We start from the raw sequence: 17,634 nt of genomic DNA, 5'->3' as shown, positions 1-17,634 counted from the left end.
ACCCTGCTGTGAAACCCAAGCAAAACCGATCGGGCGCTGATGGCGCCCGATCGCTTTGGAGATTTGAATGTCATTGAATCCTGATATCGCCGCATTTCTGCAATTGGTCGGCAACGGCCGGGCCAGTGGCAAACGCGTCGGCATGCACGAGTTGAGCCCGAGCGAGGCCCGTGAACAATTCGATCAGTCATCGTTGCTGATGGACGCCGGCGGTGAAGAACTGGCCGTAGTCGATGAGCTGCAATTGCCGGTGCGTGATGGTGCACTGTTGAACGCACGGATCTACAGTAACCATGCGTTGCAGGCGGGTGCCGGTCGTCCGGCTTTGTTGTATTTCCATGGCGGCGGCTATGTGGTCGGCAGCCTCGATTCGCATGATTCGCTGTGCCGCGCGCTGGCCTTGCTGGCGGATTGTGTGGTGCTGTCGGTGGCGTATCGACTGGCACCGGAACATCGCTTCCCGACGGCGGTCGACGATGCGCAGGATGCCTGGGACTGGCTGGTGGCGAGTGCGGCTGATCTGGGCATCGACACGGCGCGGCTGGCGATTGCCGGTGACAGCGTTGGTGGCAGCCTGGCCACGGTGCTGGCTGCGCAACTGACGGATGGCGCTGTGCAGCCGCGTTTGCAGGTGCTGATTTATCCGGTCACCGATGCCAGTCGCAGCACGCCTTCGATCGAGCGTTTCGCCGAAGGTTATCTGCTGGAGAAGGCTTCGCTGCAGTGGTTCTACGCGCACTATCAGCGTGATGCCAGCGATCGTCTTGATCCGCGTTTCTCGCCGTTGCTCGGCGAAGTTCCGGCCGATGTCGCGCCGGTGCTGATGGTGTTGGCCGAGTGTGATCCGTTGCACGATGAGGGGGTGGCGTATGCCCGGCATTTGCAGGCGGCGGGGGTTGTTGTGGATTTGCAGGTGTACTCGGGCATGACCCATGACTTTATGCGGATGGGGGCGATTGTTGATGAGGCTGAAGAGGCGCTGGGGTTGATTGCTGGGCGTTTGGTAGAGGTGTTTGCTTTGGCTTGATGGGGTGGGTGGGTGAGTGGGTGAATATCCGTTGCTGCGGTAACGGCCGCCTAGGGTTCCGCCCTTACGGCGGGTCACTTTTGGCAAACGCCCCAAAAGTAACCAAAAGGTCTATGCCCTGACGTTCGGCCCTCGCTTAGGCTCGGGTTCCTTCGCTCCGGGATTCATCCGGGGGGCAGCGCCTACGGTTTGCTTCGCTGCACCTCCTCTCGCTGTGTTTGGCTGCGCCAAACGGTCGCTGCGCTCCCACCCCCGGACAAATCCCTCCACTCAGCCTGCCGACGGGCCCTCAGATCAAAAGCGGTACTCGAGCTAACGCTCATTGTGTTGAGTGGGGCGGCTTCGCCGCATGCGGGGCACGCAATCTGAACTGTAGGAGCCAGCCCGCTGGCGATGGCGGCCTGCGAGCCGACCAGTCTCTAACTGACCACACCCCATCCCCCTGTGGGAGCGAGCTTGCTAGCGAAGGCGGCCTGACAGCCGACCAAACTCCAACTGAATGCACTCAATCCACCTGTGGGAGCGGGCTTGCTCGCGAAGGCGGCCTGACAGCCGACCAAACTCCAACTGTAAACACCCAATCCCATGCAGGAGCTGCCGAAGGCTGCGATCTTTTGATCTGCTTTGGCTTTGGCTTTGGCTTTGGCTTTGGCTCTTGATGTGGCTTTTGATCTTTTGCCCCTTCGGCAGGCCGAGCGTAGGTGTCCATCCGGGGGTTAGGCGCGCAGCGCCATGCGGCGGAGCCGCATACATCGAGAGGAGGTGCAGCGAAGCAAACCGGAGGCGATGCCCCCGGATGGACGCCGTAGCGAGGGAACACTGAGCCTCAGCGAAGTGCCGTACGCCGGGGCAAAGCCTTTTGGGTTACCTTTTCGGCGTCTGGAAAAGGTGACTCGCTGTAAGAGCGAAACCGCCAGCGGCAGCACCCGAAGCAACGGATATCCCCCCAAACCCCCAAAAGCCTGGTCGGCCCAAAGGCCGCCAAGTCCCCAAAAAAAAACGCCAGCAAATGCCGGCGTTTCAGTGCGCGCTAAACGTATTACCAGTTGTAGGTCACGTCAGCAGTCATGGTCCGGCCTTCGCCGTAGTAGCAATCGAGGGTACCGTTGCACGCGGCCACATATTTCTCGTCGGTGAGGTTTTGCAGGTTGGCTTGCAGCTTCACGCCTTTGACATGCAGCGGCGATTTCTCCAGGTCGTAAGAGACCATGGCGTCATACACGGTGTAGGACGGAATCTGGAACGAGTCCGACTCGTAATCCGAACCGTAGCTGCTGCGCACGTAACGGGCGCCCAGGCCCATGCCGAAACCGGCGAGGGCGGTAGAGATGTCGAAGTCGTAATTGACCCACGCGGAGGCGGTCAGCGGTGGACGCATGGCCAGAGTGCGACCTTCGCGACCGTCGTTGTCCTTCTCCCACTTGGTCTGGTTACGCGACACCGCCGCCAGTACGCGCAGGTTGCGGGTGACGTTGACCTTGCCTTCCAGCTCGATACCGCGCGAACGCACGGAGCCGCTCTGGGTGCTGAAGCCCGGGTTGTTGAGGTCGGTAGTGAGCATATTGTCCTGGTCGATCTGGTACGCCGACAGCTGGATGAAGCCGTCGATCGACTTCGGCTCGTACTTGACGCCGACTTCGTACTGCTTGCCGGTGGTCGGTTCGAAGGCGCCGCCGCTCATGTCGGTACCGGTTTGCGGCAGGAACGATTCGGCGTAGCTGACGTACGGCGTGATGCCGTTGTCGAACTCGTAGCCCAGGCCGGCACGCCCGGTGAACTTCTCGTCCTTCTGGTTGCTGTGGCCGCCGCTCAGCGGTTGCTTGTTGTCGGTTTCGGCGAAGTCATAACGACCGCCGAGGGTCAGGAACCACTGGTTCCAGCGGAGTTGATCCTGAGCGTACAGGCCGGTCTGGGTGATGGTGTTGTCCCATTTGTACGGCTGACGGAAATTGATCTGGCTGCCATACACCGGGTTGTACAGATCCAGACCTGGAGCGGTGCGGTCGTACAGGCCGAGGAATTTCGAATTGTAGTGGTAGTAGTCCACACCCAGCAGCACGGTGTGCTCGACGTCGGCGGTGTGGAACTTGGCCTGGGCGATGTTATCGATGCCGTAGACCTTGTTGTGCTGCGACCAGTCCACCGCATAACGGCTCTGGTAGCTGCCGTCGTTGAGGCCGGTAACCGGGTTGGTCGGGAACGCATAACCGTGCAGCGGCGCCACGTACTGGTCGTTGATGTCGGCGTAACGCGCGTTCTGCTTCAGGGTCCAGACGTCGTTGAGTTCGTGGGCGATCTCGTAACCGACGACGAACTGCTCGCGGTGGTACTTGTTCACGTCCGGCTCGCCGAGGAACAGGCTGCGGCTGATGCGCCCGGCCTGGCTGCGATGCACCGTGCCGTTGGCCGGCAGGCCTTGGGCTTCCGGTACATCGTGGTCTTTCTGGTACTGACCGAACACGGTGATGGTGGTCTGATCGTTAGGCAGCCAGGTCAGGCTTGGCGCCAGCAGCATGCGGTTCTGGCTGGCGTAGTCGATGGCCGAGCCGCTGTCGTTGACCACACCGGTCAGGCGATAGAGGAATTCGCCCTGATCGTCGATCGGGCCGCCGAGATCGAAGGCACCGTACTTGCGGTCATAGCTGCCGCCACCGAGCTTCACTTCGTGCAGCGGGGTCGCGGTCGGACGCTTGCTGACCATGTTGACGATACCGCCCGGCTGGTTCTGGCCGTACAGCACCGAGGCCGGACCCTTGAGCACTTCGACGCGCTCCAGGGTGTACGGGTCGATCTGCAGCGAACCGCCGGTGCTGCCGCCGCCGTAAGGCATGTGCAGGCCGTCGAGGTACAGCGGAGTAGGGGAGAAGCCACGGGACGTCGGTTCGTCGAAGATCTTCACCCGGTCCGAGAAACCGCCGCCGGTCATGCCGGGCGTGTATTGCAGGGCCTCGGTGACGGTCTTCGAGCCGCGCATCTTGATTTCGTCTTGAGTGACGACGTTGATGGTCTGCGGGATTTCCTTGAGCGACGAATCGGTCTTCGAACCGGTGGCGCTGCGCTTGGCGACGATCCCGTCGACCGGGCCCCAGGCCGATTCGGCGGTGGCGGAAATGCTGGTCGGGGCCAGATCGAGGCTGGCGCCGCCGCTGCTGCGCGAACGCAAGGCGACGTTGTTGCCTTCGACGCTGTAGGCGATGTTGGTGCCTTGCAGCAGTTGCGCGATGGCGGCGGTCGGTTCCAGGTTGCCACTGACCGCGCTGCTGCGCAGGCCGCTGACTTCATCCGGGCTGTAAAGCACTTGGAGATTGGTCTGGCGACCGAATTCCTGCAATGCGCTCCCCAGCGACTGTGCAGGAATATTGATCGCCACGGCGGCGGCCTGGGCCTGGCCGATCATCGGCACAGTCAGGGCCATGGCGCAGAACGCGGGCAAGGTGCAACGGAAGGAGCGGCGGATCAGCAGGGCCTTGGCGAGCGGGTGGAGTCCGTGCGGTGCGGGCATTGTTCTTCTACTCTTCAAAGTGTTGACTGAGAACTATTTCTATTAACTGTTAGTAAGACGTTGAGCCTTCCGAAAACCGGAAAGCTCAACGCAAATTTTTTACAAAATTTTCACAGTCAGGCGGGTTGCAGCTCAGTGACCACTTTGCCGGCGCTCATGCGCACCAGTTGGTCGGCGACATCGAAGTAACGATCGTCGTGGGAAATGACGATGATGGTCTTGCCCAGACGCTTCAGGTCCGGCAGCAGCTCGGTGTAGAAAATTCGCCGGAAGGTCGGGTCCTGATCGGCGGCCCACTCATCGAACACCAGCACCGGACGCTCTTCCAGCCAGGCGTTGATCAGGGCCAGACGCTTGCGCTGGCCGGTGGACAGGTCGGTGGTGGTGAATGAGCCGTCACGCACACTGACCTTGTGCGCAATTTCCAGGCGCTCCAGATATTGGTTGGCGTCCTCCGGGATATGCGTGTCGCCCTGGACCACGTCGTCGAACAGGTAATAGTCGGCGAAGATCGTGGTGAACAACTGGCGGTAATCGTCGCGGTTGCTGGCGTCGACGAGCTGCTGATTGAGGCGGATTTCGCCTTGCTGTGGCGCGTACAGGCCCAGCAGCAACTTGATCAGCGTGGTCTTGCCGCAGCCGTTTTCGCCGACGATGAAAATGATATCGCCTTGTTCGATTTTCAGGTTCACCGGCCCCAACCGGAATGGCTTGGCGCCTTCTACCGTCGGGAAACTGTACGAGACATCGGTCAGCTCCAGGCTGTGCACCGGGGTCTTTTGATGGCCCTGATCACTGAGCAGCAGGTGCGGCTCGGGCGAGGAGAATTGCTCGGACAGGTCGGCGATCCGGCGGAACGCGATTTGCGCACGACTGACGATCGGCAGGGTGCCAATGATGTGTTCCAGCGGCCCTTTCATGTACAGCAGCACCAGCACGAAGCCGCTCATCACCGCTTTGTCGGCGCTCGGCCACAGCGATTGCAGGCCCAGCGCCAAGCCGATCACCACGAAGAACAGCATCGAACCCAAGGTCTTGGCGACCACGAAAATGTTCACCGAACGCACCTGCGTGTCGCAGATTTTGTCGGCCGTGCCTTCGATGCCCGAGACGAACATGCGATGCCGGCGCGGGCGATGGATGCGCAGTTCCTTGGCGCCCTCGGCGACTGCGTGATAGTGCTTCTGCAACTCGTCTTCGTAGTCGCGGGCCTTGAGGAAACCCTGCATGCCACGCCCGCGCGCAATGTACTGAATGACCGTGCCGATCAGGATCGCCACGGCCATCATCAGGAACATCGGCCACGACAACATCGCCAGGTAGCCCATGCAACCGAGGGTCACAGTCAGGGAAATCGCCAGCGGCGCAAAAGCGAAAGCGAAGTCGCTGATGGTGTCGACGTCGTGGGTCAGCACCGGAATCAGCCGATGGCTGCGATAGCGCTCGATCTGCTCGATCGGCGCCGAGAGGACTTTCTCGCCCAGCTCTTTGCGCAATTTGGCGATGATGTGCTGGCCGACGAAATTGGTGCCGATGTCGGAAAAGATCGAGCTGGTCAGCGCCAGCAGGCACAGGCCGGCAAACACCGCGACCATCGTGCTGGTCAGTGCGCCCTCGGCGTGCAGCACGTTGTTGATGGTCGCCAGCAGCGCGGTGACGCTCAGGCCACCGACCATGCCGAGCAGGATCGACACGCTGACGATCAGTCGAAAGGGTTTGAGCAGGGCGAACAATTCATTGATCACCCCGCGTGTTGGTTTGCTCATGGAGGTTCCCTGCTTGAAGGAGCGGCGAACACCGGCACTGCTCGGGCGGTTCGCCTGGATGACGTAGAGGGCGGTGGGCGCGCCATGGAGGATCGCGCCCACCTGTAGAACGACTGGCAGGACGGCTAATTTAGCCGGGCGATGGCGTTACAGATCACGGGCGACCCGGAAGCCGATCCAGTCGCCACGGGTGTCGGTGTAGGTGGCGTTGCGGTTGCCCGAACGCGAGAACACCGGTGCCTCGCCCCAGTCGTTGCCACGGATGCGCCGCACGTCGCACTTGCCGCTTAACCAGGCACTGCCATCGCTTGGCGCGCCGACGTAGTTCTCGTTGTAGCAATCGGCGGTCCACTCATAAATATTGCCGTGCATGTCGTAGACGCCGAAGGCATTGGCCGGGAAGCTGCCGGCCGGCGCGGTGAAGTTGTAGCCATCGGCGGCGCCATAGGTGTTGGCGTGTTTGGCGATGCTGTATTCCTTGCCTTCATCGAACGGGAAGGGGAACGGCCCCGTGCTGCCGGCGCGGGCGGCGTATTCACGCAGCGACTCGCTGACCAGCCGGTATTGCTGGCCGGTCTTCTTCGACAGCCAGGCCACGTAAGCTTCGACCTCCGGGAAATCCATGCACACCGCCGGGTGCTTGTCGGTGTACTGCTTGCGCGGGTCGCTGCCCTGATAATCCGGGATCCCGGCCTTGCAGGCGCGACCGGGGCGAGTGTCGCCGTCGGGCATTTTGTAGCCGCTGTCCTTGAGGTAGGCGTCCCACTCGCCGCGCAGAATCTGGAAACGGCTGATCGCCAGCGGTTTGGCAAACGTCACCGGGTGCAGCGGCCCTTCATCCGGCTCGCGGCCGACCTCATCCTCCGGGGTGCCCATGGTGAACGTGCCGGTGGGCAGCACGACCATTTCCGGGCAGTCCTTGCAGTCCTTGAACACCTTGCCCGGCGCAGGCGGAGTGGCGGCCTGCGCGGCGCCCGGCAGCAGGCCGGCGGCGAGGGCGGTGAGCATCAGCGCCGGCAGCGCCTTCAAGGAAAATCGACGCAGTTCACTGTTCATTGCGAGTCTCGCTAAAAGGAAAAAGGGAGCGTCCGGGTCAAAGGGCCTGGTCGAGCACGGCCAGCAAGCGGTCGATTTGCTCTTCGTCGTTGAGCAGCCCCGGTGCGGTGCGGATCACCGGGCCGACGTCACGGTGCACGGCATCGGCCACCACGCGGTTGGCCATCAGGTGCGCGGCGATCTTGTCGCTGTCCTTGCCCTTGACCCGGAAGAAGGTGAAACCGGCGGACAGCTCAGGGCTCAGTGGCGTCACCAGTTCGATCTGCGGCCGTTGCTGCAGGCGTTGTTTCAGGTAGCTGTTGAGCGCGTGAATGCGCGCCTCGACCTCGGCCTTGCCCAGCTCAAGATGCAATTTGAACGCTTCGTCCAGCGCCCAGCGGTGTTCGAACGAGTGATAGCCGCCGGGCGTCATGGTGGTGGAAAACGCCATGGCTTCGGAGAACGTCGGAATGATCGGGGTGACGTACCTGACCTCGGCGAAGCGGCTGCAGACGATGCCGGTGCCACGTGGTCCGAACATCCACTTGTGGGTGCCGGCGATGAAGAAGTCGCAGTTCATCTGCGCGAAGTTCAGGTTGTCCACGCCGAAGCCATGTACCCCATCGACCACGTAAACGATGCGGTCGGCGTCGCTGCGACCACGGTTGTGCCGGTCGACGATGGCGCCGATTTCACCGATGGGCAGTTTCATGCCGCTGCCCGAATGCACCCAGCACATGCCCAGCACCCGGGTTTCGGGGCAGATGGCGCCGTCGATCGCGGCAAGGATTTCTGCTTTGCTGGCGCTGTACGAATCCTTGAACAGACGAATTTTGCGCACCCGGGTGCCGTCGCGTTCGCTACGCAGGGCGAGGATAGTGTGGGTCGCGTAGTGCTCGTGCTCGGTGGTGAGGATTTCCTGATCGGGGCGCACGTGCACGCCGCCGTAGATCGTCGCCAGACCTTCGGTGGTGCTGCCGGTCAGGGCGATCTGTTTGGCGTCGGCTTGCAGGTAGCGTCCGGCCCAGACCCGCACGTTCTCCTCGCGCTGTTCGATCACGCCGAGGTCCCAATCCATGGCCAGGCCGGGATTGTTGTCGAGGGCAGCGCGGTGCCGCTCAATCGCCTCGCGCACCGGTTTCGGGTGCGAGGTAATCAGGAAATTGGAGAAGTGCAGATACGCCGGATCCTGATCGAACAGCTGCTGCAACCGCGCCCACTTGTTGCCGGTCGCGGGCGCGGCGTTCGCGGCACCGGCGACATTCGGCAGGCTCGCGCCCAGTGGCAGAGCCGCCGCGAGAATCCCCGCCTGCTTCAAGAACTCACGACGATTGCTCATGGCTGGGCAGTTCCGGGCGCGGCGGCCAGTGCCGGTTTCGCGGCTTTCTCGACCTGATCCCAGACCCGCAGGAAGTTGCCGCCCCAGAGCTTGGCGATGTCCGCTTCGGAGTAACCGCGTGAGATCAGCTCGGCGGTGACGTTGCGAATTTCGCCGACGTTCTCGAAGCCTTTGACGCCGCCACCTTCGTTGAAGTCGGAGCTGATGCCGACATGGTCGATGCCGATCTTGCGCACCGCGTAATCGATGGCATCGCCCAGATCCTTGAGGCTGGCTTTCGGCTCTTCTTCGAGGATGCCGTACAGGCGGCTGGCGTACTGGCCAAACTTCTGCTCGGACCACGCGGCAATGATCGGGTCGCCCGGCATCAACGCCATCGCCAGGTTCGGCAGCGGCGGCAGGTCGAAGTCCTTGCGCATCTCGTTGAGCTTGTCCTGGGTTTGTTGGGTGAGCGGACGCAGGTACTGCGAGAACGCGACGATCTGCACCACGCCGCCGCTGTTTTTGATCAGCTGCATTTCCTTGTCGCTGAGGTTGCGCGGAATGTCGACCATCGCACGTGGCGCCGAATGCGAGGCTACCAGCGGCGTGCGGCTGAGCTGCGCGACTTGTTCGAGGGCTTTGGTCGACATTTGCGAGACGTCGATGATCACGCCCAGATCGTTGAGGCGCTTGACCGCCTGCTTGCCCAGATCCGAGAGGCCGTCGAGGGCGTCCGGCGAATCATTGAGGAATGGCAGCGGCCGCGACGAATCCGCCCAGTCGTTGTTGCCGATGTAGCTGAAGCCGAACATGCGCATGCCGCGCGCGGTCCACAGGTTCAGCAGGTTGAGGTCGTGGCCCAGCGGATAGGCGTTGAGCATGCTGATGAAAATCGCGAATTTGCCTTCGCCGTGCAGGCGCCGGAAGTCGTCGGGGGTGTAGGCGATGGCCACCTGATTGGGGTAGTCGCGAACCATCCCGGAGATGATCTTGAAGCGGATTTCCTGCTGATTGCGCGCCTCGTCGACGAAGCCAGGGGTCGGCTTGTGCGGGGCGTTGGGGCCGTTCCACATTTCCGGCCAGCCGAAGATGGTCAGCGCGGCGCCGGACAGGCGCCCGCGGTTGGCCTTGGCGAGGTCGAACTGGCCGTCGCCGTCCTTGTCGGCTTCGTGGCCGTCGGTGCCGAAATTTTGCGTCAGGCTGACATGGCTGTCGAAAGAGAGCATGCGTTCGTGCAGCTCATCGGCCTGCTTCATGACTTTGGCCGGGTAGCCGAGGTCGTCCTTGAACCAGTGATGCCACACGGCAAAGCCTGCGCCGGCGCTGATCGCCAGGGCCAACGGCAGGCCGATGAATAGAGCCTTTTTCGAACGTGGTTTTGTCATTGCCATCTCAGTCAGGTTCGCCATCGAGGTGCAGGCGCGGGGGCCTTCGCTATCTGGGAAGAACGAGTGGTTGGCGGCAAAATTTAAGCCTGACACTGTGGCGAGGGGATTTATCCCCGATCGAGGGCGAAGCGCTCGCAAGGCCTGCGAGCGCCGTCCCTTCTGGTGTCGCCGCCAGCGTCGGATGGGAGTTGCTTCGCAACTCATCGGGGATGAATCCCCTCGCCACGGGTCATCATCGCCGGGCACGTTAAATTTGCCGGGGCAACAAACGTTCTAGCTTGGATAAAGCCTGCTTCATGGCTGACACAGGTAGGGCAATGAAGATTTCTCGACGATGGTTCATGGCGGGCCTGGCGCTGACCGGCGCTGCCGTGCCTGCGGCGTATTTCGGGCATCGTGAATGGACGAAGCCGGACCCGACGATCACCCCGGGCGAAGCGTCTTTCGACGTCGCCGACATGGCCGGGCAGCGCCTGGCGAATGCGTTGCGCGGGGTGTGGGATATCCGTTTCGAAGGTGCCGATGCCGGCCTCGAAGGCTTGCCGCTCAAGGGGCTGCAAGTGTTTCTCGACATCGGCCAGAAGGGGCGCGGCGTGTGCGGTTTTCTCGACACGCCTGAGCGCCTGCGTTCAGCTGAAACCCCGCGTTACCGAATTCTGGGCGACCTCGCGAAAGCCGATGCGGCGAAACTGAGCTGGCGCCTGATCGGTGCCGACGGTCAGATCAGCTATGAGCTGGAGATGATCCTCGATGAGGTCTGGGCCGACTTCGGCAATGCTGGCAGTGCCACCCTCAGCGGCAAGGCTATGCGCCTGGATCGAGCGCTGGCCTTGCCGGCGCAGGACAACCGCTTCGTCGCCGTCAAACGGCTGTTTCCCGAAGCGCGCGAGCGCACGCCGCTCAACCCGACGTTGCTGGCGTGGTTGATCTCTCCCGAGCATCGCCTGTTTCACCAGTTGTGGCATGCGACCCGGGACAAGTGGCACAAACTGCCCGAGGACAAGCGCGAGGCCTTGCGCGGCATTGGCTGGCAGCCCGGCCCGCGTGACAAGGAGCGCGATGCCCGTGGCCCGCGCAAGGATCGCAATGGCTCGGGCGTGGACTTTTTCTTCATGCACCGGCACATGCTCGGGACGGCGCGCTCGATGCAGGATCTGCCATCCTGGGCGTTTTTCCCGCTGCCGCAGCCGGAGCTGATCCGCGACCGTGTTGGCTTCGCCCGCTATTTCGACAACCACGACGGTACGGCCTTGCCGCCGACCTGGACGGCGGCGGGTGATGACGAATTCAGTCAGTGGGTCAGCGACATCAAGACTGCCGAGACCTACGAAAGCAACTTCCAGGTCTGGGAGTCGCAGTACCGCGATCCGGCGTATCTGGCCCGGCTCACCCTCGGCCAGTTCGGCTCCGAAGTCGAGTTGGGCCTGCATGACTGGCTGCACATGCGCTGGGCCTCCGTGCCACGCGATCCGTCCAACGGTCAGCCGGTGCCGTTTGCCCGCGATCCGGCGGACTTCGCGGCCCGCTGGTACAACGCCGAAAATGATTTCCTCGGCGATCCGTTTTCTTCCCACGTCAACCCGACGTTCTGGCATTTCCATGGCTGGATCGATGATCGCATCGAGGACTGGTTCCGCGCCCACGAGCGCTTCCATCCGGGTGAAGTCACGCGGCTGCAGGTCAATGGCGTGCCATGGTTTGCCCCGGGGCGCTGGGTCGAGGTCGACGACCCATGGCTCGGGCCGATCACCCATGGCTGCAGCACCACGCCGGGGTTGCAGATGGGCAAGTCGGTGGAGATGGATCCGGAAACCATGAAACTGGCGCTGCGCATCACCTTCATCACCGACGAGGAAAAACTCGCCGGCCTGTTCCGCCGCGTGCCGCAACGGCCATGGTATGCGCGCAATCTGAAGCCTAAAACCAGCCCGACTTGAGGGCTGCGTCATCGTTCTTCGCGAGCAAGCCCGCTCCCACAGGTTCAGGTGTCAGCCCACAATGTCCGGACTGACCCCGGACACCCTGTAGGAGTGAGCCTGCTCGCGATAGCGCCCGACCAGTCGACATTCAATTGCCTGAGCCACCGCCATCGCGAGCTGGCTGACTCCTGCATGAGAACGCATTCCTGCTGATGGAACACGATCAAATGTGGGAGCGAGCTTGCTCGCGAAGGCGATCTGTCAGTCGCCGCAATTACAAGGTCTGCCACCCGCCACCAAGCGCCTTGTACAGCGCAATGCTCGCCTGCATCCGCGCCAGGCGCAGTTGCACGTTCTGATCCTGCGCTGCGTACAAGGTGCGCTGGGTTTCGAGGACAGTCAGCAAGTCTTCGGCGCCGGCCTGGTAACGGCTCTGTGCGATGTCGAACGCGGTCTGTGCCTGATTCAGTTCTTCGTTCTGCCACAACCGCTGCTCATCCAGGCGGCGAATGCTATTGAGCGCTTTTTCCACATCGGCGAAACCGTTGACGATCGCTCCACGGTAAGTTTCCAGCAGCTCTTGCTGGCGCGCCGTGGCCTTGTCGCGTTCAGCGCCGAGGCGACCGTTATTGAAAATCGGTGCGACCAGTCCGGCGGTCAGGTTGTAGAAAGGGCTGCGAATCAAATCGTCGAACTGATTGGCGCCCGAGCCGAGTTGGGCGGTCAGGGTCAGTGCCGGCAACATGGCCGCGCGAGCGACTTTGACGTCAGCTTCGGCGGCGGCCAGTTGGGCTTCGGCGCGTGCGATGTCCGGACGATGCGTGAGCAACTCGCTGGGCACGCCGGCGGCGATGTCTGGCCATTGCAGGTGCTCGAAGGACTCTGTCGCCGACAGTTGCTGCACCGGTCGGCCGAGGAGGGCGGCGAGGCTGATCAGCGCGTCCTGGGCTTGCTGTTGCACGCGCGGCAATTGCCATTGCTGGGCGGCGACCAGGCTCTTCTGTTGCGCCAGTTCCAACGCAGTGGCTGAGCCTGAATCAAACCGCGTCTGCACCAGTTTCAGCACGCTTTGCGCGTTGGCCAGATTGAGTTCGGCGATGCGGCTCTGCTCGCGTAGCGACAAGGTTTGCGCATACGTGCTGGCAACGCCGCTGAGCAATGTCAGTTCGACCGTCGCCCGGTCGAATTCGCTGGCCTGCAGAGCGAACTGCGCACTGTCGCGCGAGGCGCGTTTGCCGCCCCAGAAATCGATTTCGTAGGTGGCGCTCAGGTTGGTATCGAAATAGTCCACCGCCTTGTTGCTGCTGTTGGCATCGAGTTGGCTGTAGCCATTGCCACGCAGCAGTTTCTGCCGATTGGCATTCAGGCCGGCCTTGACCTCCGGCAACTGTGAGCCGCCAGCGATGACGGTGCCCGCCTGCGCCTGATGCACTCGAGCAACGGCGGCTGCGAGGTCGAAACTGCCGACGCGAGCCTGTTCGATCAGGCGATCCAGTTCCGGGCTGCCAAATTGCGTCCACCACTGCGGGTTGTTGCGGGCAACGCTGGCGCCATGGGGCGACTGCCAGGCAGTTGGCGTTTGCACGCCACTGTCCGGGCGTTGAACGGGACTGCCGCAGGCACTGAGGATCAGGCACACGGTCAACAGGCTGAGGCGCGGTTTCATAGATCGATCATTCACTGGTAAGGGCCGTGACCGGGTCGAGCCGGGCAGCTTTGCGGGCAGGCATGAAGCCGAAGACAACACCGGTGACCAAGGCGCAGCCGAACGCGCCGAGTACCGCCATCAAGGAAAAGGCCACGGCCACTTCGCTGAGAATCAGCACGCCGCCGACAATCAAGGCCAGGGCGATCCCGGCAATGCCGCCGACCACCGAGAGCATCACCGCTTCGGTGAGGAACTGCCGGAGGATGTCGCGCTGGCGGGCGCCGGTGGCCATGCGAATGCCGATCTCGCGAGTCCGCTCGCGCACGGTCATGAGCATGATGTTCATCACGCCGATACCGCCAACCAGCAGCGAGATCGCGGCAATCGAGCCGAGCATCAACGACAGGGTGTTCTGAGTGCGGGCCTCGGCCTGAATCATCGCGGCGTTGTTGGTCAGTTCGAAATCCTTCTTGCCGTTGTGCAGGCGCAGCATCAGTTGCTCGATGGCCTGCTCGGTGTCCTTGACCTTGCGCGCGTCGGCGGCGGCGATGGCCACGTATTCCGGATTGCGCGTGCCGAACAGCCGGACGCTGGCCGCCGAATAAGGGATGGCGATGCGATTGTCGCTGTCGGAGTCGCCGGAGCTGGCGCCTTTTTCTGCGAGCACGCCGACCACCTGGAACGGCACATTCTCGATCAGGATGAATTGGCCGATCGGGTTCGGCACATCCTTGAGCAGTTTGCTGCGGACTTTGTGGCCGATCACCGCGACGGCTGCAGCATTCTGCTCATCGGCCTCGGTGAAGTAACTGCCTTGCACCACCGGCCAGTTGAAGATCGCCGGGAAGTTGGTGTCGTTGCCACCGACGTAACTCAGGTGGTCGGCATTACCGTAACGTACGCCGGCCTCGGCGCCGTTGACCGGCATGATCCGCTGCACTTGCGGCAGGCTGGCCAGCGCGTGCACATCGTCGAGGGTGATGATCCCCGGCGGCGTGCGCGGGTTGGGCGCCGAGCCGCTGAGGTAAATAATGTTTGAACCGAAGGCGCCCATCTGCGCCATCACCTGGCGTTTGCTGCCTTCACCGACCGCCAGCATCACCACCACCGATGCCACGCCGATGATGATCCCGAGCAGGGTCAGCGCGGTGCGAAAACGGTTGATCCACATCACCCGCCACGCTGCGTGCAGGGCATCGACCAGTTCGCCTTTCCAGGCGCCGGTGGCTTCGGCGCCGTCGGCCAGACGCTGGCGCAGATCCACCGCTTGCAGCGCGCCGGGGTTGGCGCTGGTCTGGGCGTGGGGATTGTCGCGGGCGCTGTCGCTGATGATCAGGCCGTCGCGGATTTCGATGATGCGTTTGGCCCGGGCCGCGACTTCGCGGTCGTGGGTGATGAGGATCACCACGTGGCCCTGGCTCGCCAGCTCATCGAGCAGCGTCATCACTTCTTTGCCGCTGTGGCTGTCGAGGGCGCCGGTGGGTTCGTCGGCGAGGATGATGTGGCCGCCGTTCATCAACGCCCGGGCAATCGACACCCGTTGCTGCTGACCGCCGGACAATTGATGCGGGCGATTGCCGGTGCGCGAGGCCAGACCGAGGCGGTCGAGCAGGGCGGCGGCGCGGGCGTGACGCTCGGCGGCCGGGGTGCCGGCATAGATCGCCGGCATCTCGACGTTTTCCTGGGCCGAGCCGGACGGAATCAGGTGATAACCCTGGAACACAAATCCAAAGGCTTCGCGGCGCAACCAGGCCAGCTCGTCGCTGTCGAGGCCGGCGACGTTTTCCCCGGCAAAGCGATACTCGCCGGAGGTCGGCCGGTCAAGGCAGCCGAGGATGTTCATCAGGGTCGATTTGCCGGAGCCGGAAGCGCCGACAATCGCCACGAATTCACCGGCGTGGATCGACAGGTCGATGCCGCGCAGCACGTGAACTTGCGGAGCGTCACCGCCGCCGTAGGATTTGCGAATGTCCTGCAGATCGATCAGAGGCGTTTGCATTCAGCCTCCGCTGCCGTCGACCGGGCCGATCAACAGGTGATCGCCTTCGTTGAGGCCGTCGACAATCTGCACCTTGAGCCGGTCGCTGATGCCGGTGCGTACCTCGCGCTGCTGAATCTCGCCGTTGGCCGCGACCACCTGAGCGGTTTGCAGGTTGGCCGTGGTGCTGCCCTGCAACGCGGCGACCGGCGCGGTGAGCACGCCTCTGGCCTGATTGGCGACGAAAAACACCTGGGTGGTCATCTCGGCCATCAAGGCGTTGTCGGCGTTATCGACGTCGAGCAAAACCGTGTACAGCACAACGCGGGCGCTGCCGCTTTTACTGCTGCTGGCTGGGCTGCCGCCGCCCTGGCTGGTCTGGTCCAGCGGCTTGGGCGGCACCGGCAGAATCTGCCGCACGGTGCTGCTCCAGCGCCGCTGGCCGCCGCTGAGGGTGGTGAAGTAGGCGGTCATGCCCGGTTTGACGTGACCGATGTCAGCCTCGGAAACCTCGGCCCACACGGTCATCGGTGACAGCTTGGCGATGCGCAGGATCAGCGGCGTCTGCTGTTGCGCGTTGAGGGTCTGGCCTTCGCGGGCGTCGAGGGCAACCACGGTGCCGGCCATCGGCGCGTAGATCCGCGTGTAGCCGAGTTCAGCCTGATCGCTGCGCAGGCTCGCTTCAGCCTGGCGGATCTGCGCCTGGAACATGTCGACGCGGGCCTGAGTGGCTTTCAGTTCGGCGCGGGCGGTCTGCACGTCTTCTTCACGGGTGGCGCCACCGGCCACGAGATGCTGCTGCCGCTGATACTTCTGCCGCGCCAGTTCATGCTGGGCGCGCTGCTCCTGCAATTGCGCCTTGAGGTTTTCGATGGAGAAGCGCCCGGCGTCGAGTTTGGCCTTTTGCGTGGACGGATCGATTTCCACCAGCAGTTGACCTTCCTTGACTACGTCACCGACTTCGACGTGGATTTTCTGGATCTGCCCGGAGGCCTGCGCACCGACATCGACATATCGGCGCGGTTGCAGAGTGCCCAGTGCGGTGACGCTGCTTTCGATGTCGCCACGACTGACTTGCACGGTGGCAAAACGGTCGCGTCCCGGAGGCATGATTTGCCACGCGGCGTAGGCAACAACAGGAATCAGACAAAGGACTGCGAGCAGGGCGCGTCGAGCGGGGCGGGGACGTTTCATGCAGGGTTCCGGCCAGTGGAATTCGGCCCGTCGTCCGGCTGCACGCCACAGCGCGCAGCCGTTGAACGCTGTCGCAGGGCGCGACAGACACGGGGAGCTGTCCTGTAAACGATGAATACGCGGGGGAATTTAAGCGAAGACACAGGATGTTACAGGTATGGAACGGCACTATTTAGCGGGCAACGACAAACGCCACTTTAAATCTATATGAGAATTACTATAAATTACGCACCTCAGTTGCCACTATCTTGCTACCCGTGTTCGCGGGCCGTCGATCAGTGTGCTCAAGGATCGAATCCGCATCGAAGCGGCCGGGAGTCATGTTGGAAAACTACTATCGCGAGCTGGTGTGTTTCCTGAACGCCAAGCTCGGCAACCGTCAGGTCGCCGAAGATGTGGTGCATGACGCTTATGTGCGGGTTCTGGAACGCTCCAGCGACACGCCCATCGAGCAGCCCCGGGCCTTTCTTTATCGCACTGCGTTGAATCTGGTGATCGACGATCATCGGCGCAACGCCTTGCGCCAGGTCGAGCCACTGGAAGTGCTCGACAGCGAAGAGCGCTATTTCACCCCGTCGCCCCATGGCACTCTCGATCACGGCCAGCGTCTGGAGATGCTCCAGCGTGCACTGGCGGAATTGTCGCCGCTGTGCCGCGACAGTTTTCTGCTGCGCAAGATCGAAGGCCTGTCGCACCCGCAGATTGCCGAACAGCTGGGAATTTCCAAGGCACTGGTGGAAAAACACATCGTCAATGCGATGAAGCATTGCCGTCTGCGCATCAAGCAATGGGATGCCCATTGAGCCGCCATCGCTAAATTTTATTTCACTGTCCTCGTTCCTACTCAACAGACGAC

Annotated in this window: 11 protein-coding genes; 3 read left to right on the top strand and 8 right to left on the bottom strand. The window is 62.5% G+C overall.

The features are described 5' to 3' along the window. Nucleotides 1-67: 67 nt before the first annotated feature. Nucleotides 68-1,027 carry an alpha/beta hydrolase gene (locus tag J1G18_RS07785; RefSeq protein WP_223007385.1) on the top strand — a complete coding sequence of 320 codons (960 nt, stop codon included), beginning with the start codon at nt 68-70 and terminating at the stop codon, nt 1,025-1,027. A 1,039-nt stretch (nt 1,028-2,066) separates the two neighbouring features. Here the strand turns inward: J1G18_RS07785 and J1G18_RS07780 are convergent. The 5 genes from J1G18_RS07780 to pvdM form a co-directional block, all read right to left on the bottom strand. Further along, nucleotides 2,067-4,529: a TonB-dependent siderophore receptor gene (locus tag J1G18_RS07780; protein ID WP_223007384.1), complete on the bottom strand. Its 2,463-nt coding sequence runs from the start codon at nt 4,527-4,529 to the stop codon at nt 2,067-2,069. A gap of 116 nt (nt 4,530-4,645) precedes the next feature. Further along, nucleotides 4,646-6,295, bottom strand: a complete 1,650-nt coding sequence (locus tag J1G18_RS07775; protein WP_223007383.1) for a cyclic peptide export ABC transporter — start codon at nt 6,293-6,295, stop codon at nt 4,646-4,648. A 147-nt stretch (nt 6,296-6,442) separates the two neighbouring features. After that, complete coding sequence (locus tag J1G18_RS07770; RefSeq protein WP_096797107.1) at nt 6,443-7,351, bottom strand: formylglycine-generating enzyme family protein; 909 nt, start codon at nt 7,349-7,351, stop codon at nt 6,443-6,445. 37 nt (nt 7,352-7,388) lie between these two features. Next, the gene (locus tag J1G18_RS07765; protein WP_223007382.1) at nt 7,389-8,669 is read right to left on the bottom strand and encodes an aminotransferase class V-fold PLP-dependent enzyme; all 1,281 of its coding nucleotides are present in this window, start codon (nt 8,667-8,669) and stop codon (nt 7,389-7,391) included. After that, the gene (gene pvdM / locus J1G18_RS07760; RefSeq protein WP_098968008.1) at nt 8,666-10,036 is read right to left on the bottom strand and encodes a pyoverdine-tailoring dipeptidase-like protein PvdM; all 1,371 of its coding nucleotides are present in this window, start codon (nt 10,034-10,036) and stop codon (nt 8,666-8,668) included. Before pvdM ends, J1G18_RS07765 begins: the two co-directional genes overlap by 4 nt. 320 nt (nt 10,037-10,356) lie before the next feature. Here pvdM and J1G18_RS07755 point away from each other — a divergent pair, with 320 nt between their 5' ends. Next, nucleotides 10,357-11,976 carry a PvdJ/PvdD/PvdP-like protein gene (locus J1G18_RS07755; protein ID WP_223007381.1) on the top strand — a complete coding sequence of 540 codons (1,620 nt, stop codon included), beginning with the start codon at nt 10,357-10,359 and terminating at the stop codon, nt 11,974-11,976. Nucleotides 11,977-12,232: 256 nt separating this feature from the next. On the opposite strand, the gene J1G18_RS07750 is transcribed toward J1G18_RS07755, so the two are convergent. The 3 genes from J1G18_RS07750 to J1G18_RS07740 are packed head-to-tail and all read right to left on the bottom strand — an operon-like array spanning nt 12,233 to nt 16,778. Then, on the bottom strand, nt 12,233-13,624 hold the full coding sequence (locus J1G18_RS07750) for an efflux transporter outer membrane subunit (RefSeq protein WP_223007380.1): 1,392 nt from the start codon (nt 13,622-13,624) through the stop codon (nt 12,233-12,235). A gap of 7 nt (nt 13,625-13,631) precedes the next feature. After that, a complete protein-coding gene (locus J1G18_RS07745; RefSeq protein ID WP_223007379.1) occupies nt 13,632-15,605 on the bottom strand; it encodes a MacB family efflux pump subunit in 1,974 nt (657 codons plus the stop codon). Then, the gene (locus J1G18_RS07740; protein WP_202369710.1) at nt 15,606-16,778 is read right to left on the bottom strand and encodes an efflux RND transporter periplasmic adaptor subunit; all 1,173 of its coding nucleotides are present in this window, start codon (nt 16,776-16,778) and stop codon (nt 15,606-15,608) included. Nucleotides 16,779-17,098: 320 nt separating this feature from the next. On the opposite strand from J1G18_RS07740, the gene J1G18_RS07735 reads away from it, so the two are divergent. Continuing rightward, entirely contained in the window at nt 17,099-17,581 is a 483-nt protein-coding gene (locus J1G18_RS07735; RefSeq protein WP_027614027.1) for a sigma-70 family RNA polymerase sigma factor, read from the top strand. The last annotated feature ends 53 nt before the right edge of the window (nt 17,582-17,634 follow it).

It is taken from the genome of Pseudomonas sp. MIS38, assembly GCF_019891575.1.
Classification (GTDB): domain Bacteria; phylum Pseudomonadota; class Gammaproteobacteria; order Pseudomonadales; family Pseudomonadaceae; genus Aquipseudomonas; species Aquipseudomonas putida_A.
Note: the sequence above shows the minus strand (reverse complement) of the source record. Positions and strands in the feature narration are given on the sequence as shown.

Coding starts and splice junctions, on each gene's coding strand:
- J1G18_RS07775 (WP_223007383.1), bottom strand. CDS start 6,295: ATGAGCAAACCAACACGCGGGGTGATCAATGAATTGTTCGCCCTGCTC.
- J1G18_RS07735 (WP_027614027.1), top strand. CDS start 17,099: ATGTTGGAAAACTACTATCGCGAGCTGGTGTGTTTCCTGAACGCCAAG.
- J1G18_RS07780 (WP_223007384.1), bottom strand. CDS start 4,529: ATGCCCGCACCGCACGGACTCCACCCGCTCGCCAAGGCCCTGCTGATC.
- pvdM (WP_098968008.1), bottom strand. CDS start 10,036: ATGACAAAACCACGTTCGAAAAAGGCTCTATTCATCGGCCTGCCGTTG.
- J1G18_RS07785 (WP_223007385.1), top strand. CDS start 68: ATGTCATTGAATCCTGATATCGCCGCATTTCTGCAATTGGTCGGCAAC.
- J1G18_RS07750 (WP_223007380.1), bottom strand. CDS start 13,624: ATGAAACCGCGCCTCAGCCTGTTGACCGTGTGCCTGATCCTCAGTGCC.
- J1G18_RS07740 (WP_202369710.1), bottom strand. CDS start 16,778: ATGAAACGTCCCCGCCCCGCTCGACGCGCCCTGCTCGCAGTCCTTTGT.
- J1G18_RS07770 (WP_096797107.1), bottom strand. CDS start 7,351: ATGAACAGTGAACTGCGTCGATTTTCCTTGAAGGCGCTGCCGGCGCTG.
- J1G18_RS07765 (WP_223007382.1), bottom strand. CDS start 8,669: ATGAGCAATCGTCGTGAGTTCTTGAAGCAGGCGGGGATTCTCGCGGCG.
- J1G18_RS07755 (WP_223007381.1), top strand. CDS start 10,357: ATGAAGATTTCTCGACGATGGTTCATGGCGGGCCTGGCGCTGACCGGC.
- J1G18_RS07745 (WP_223007379.1), bottom strand. CDS start 15,605: ATGCAAACGCCTCTGATCGATCTGCAGGACATTCGCAAATCCTACGGC.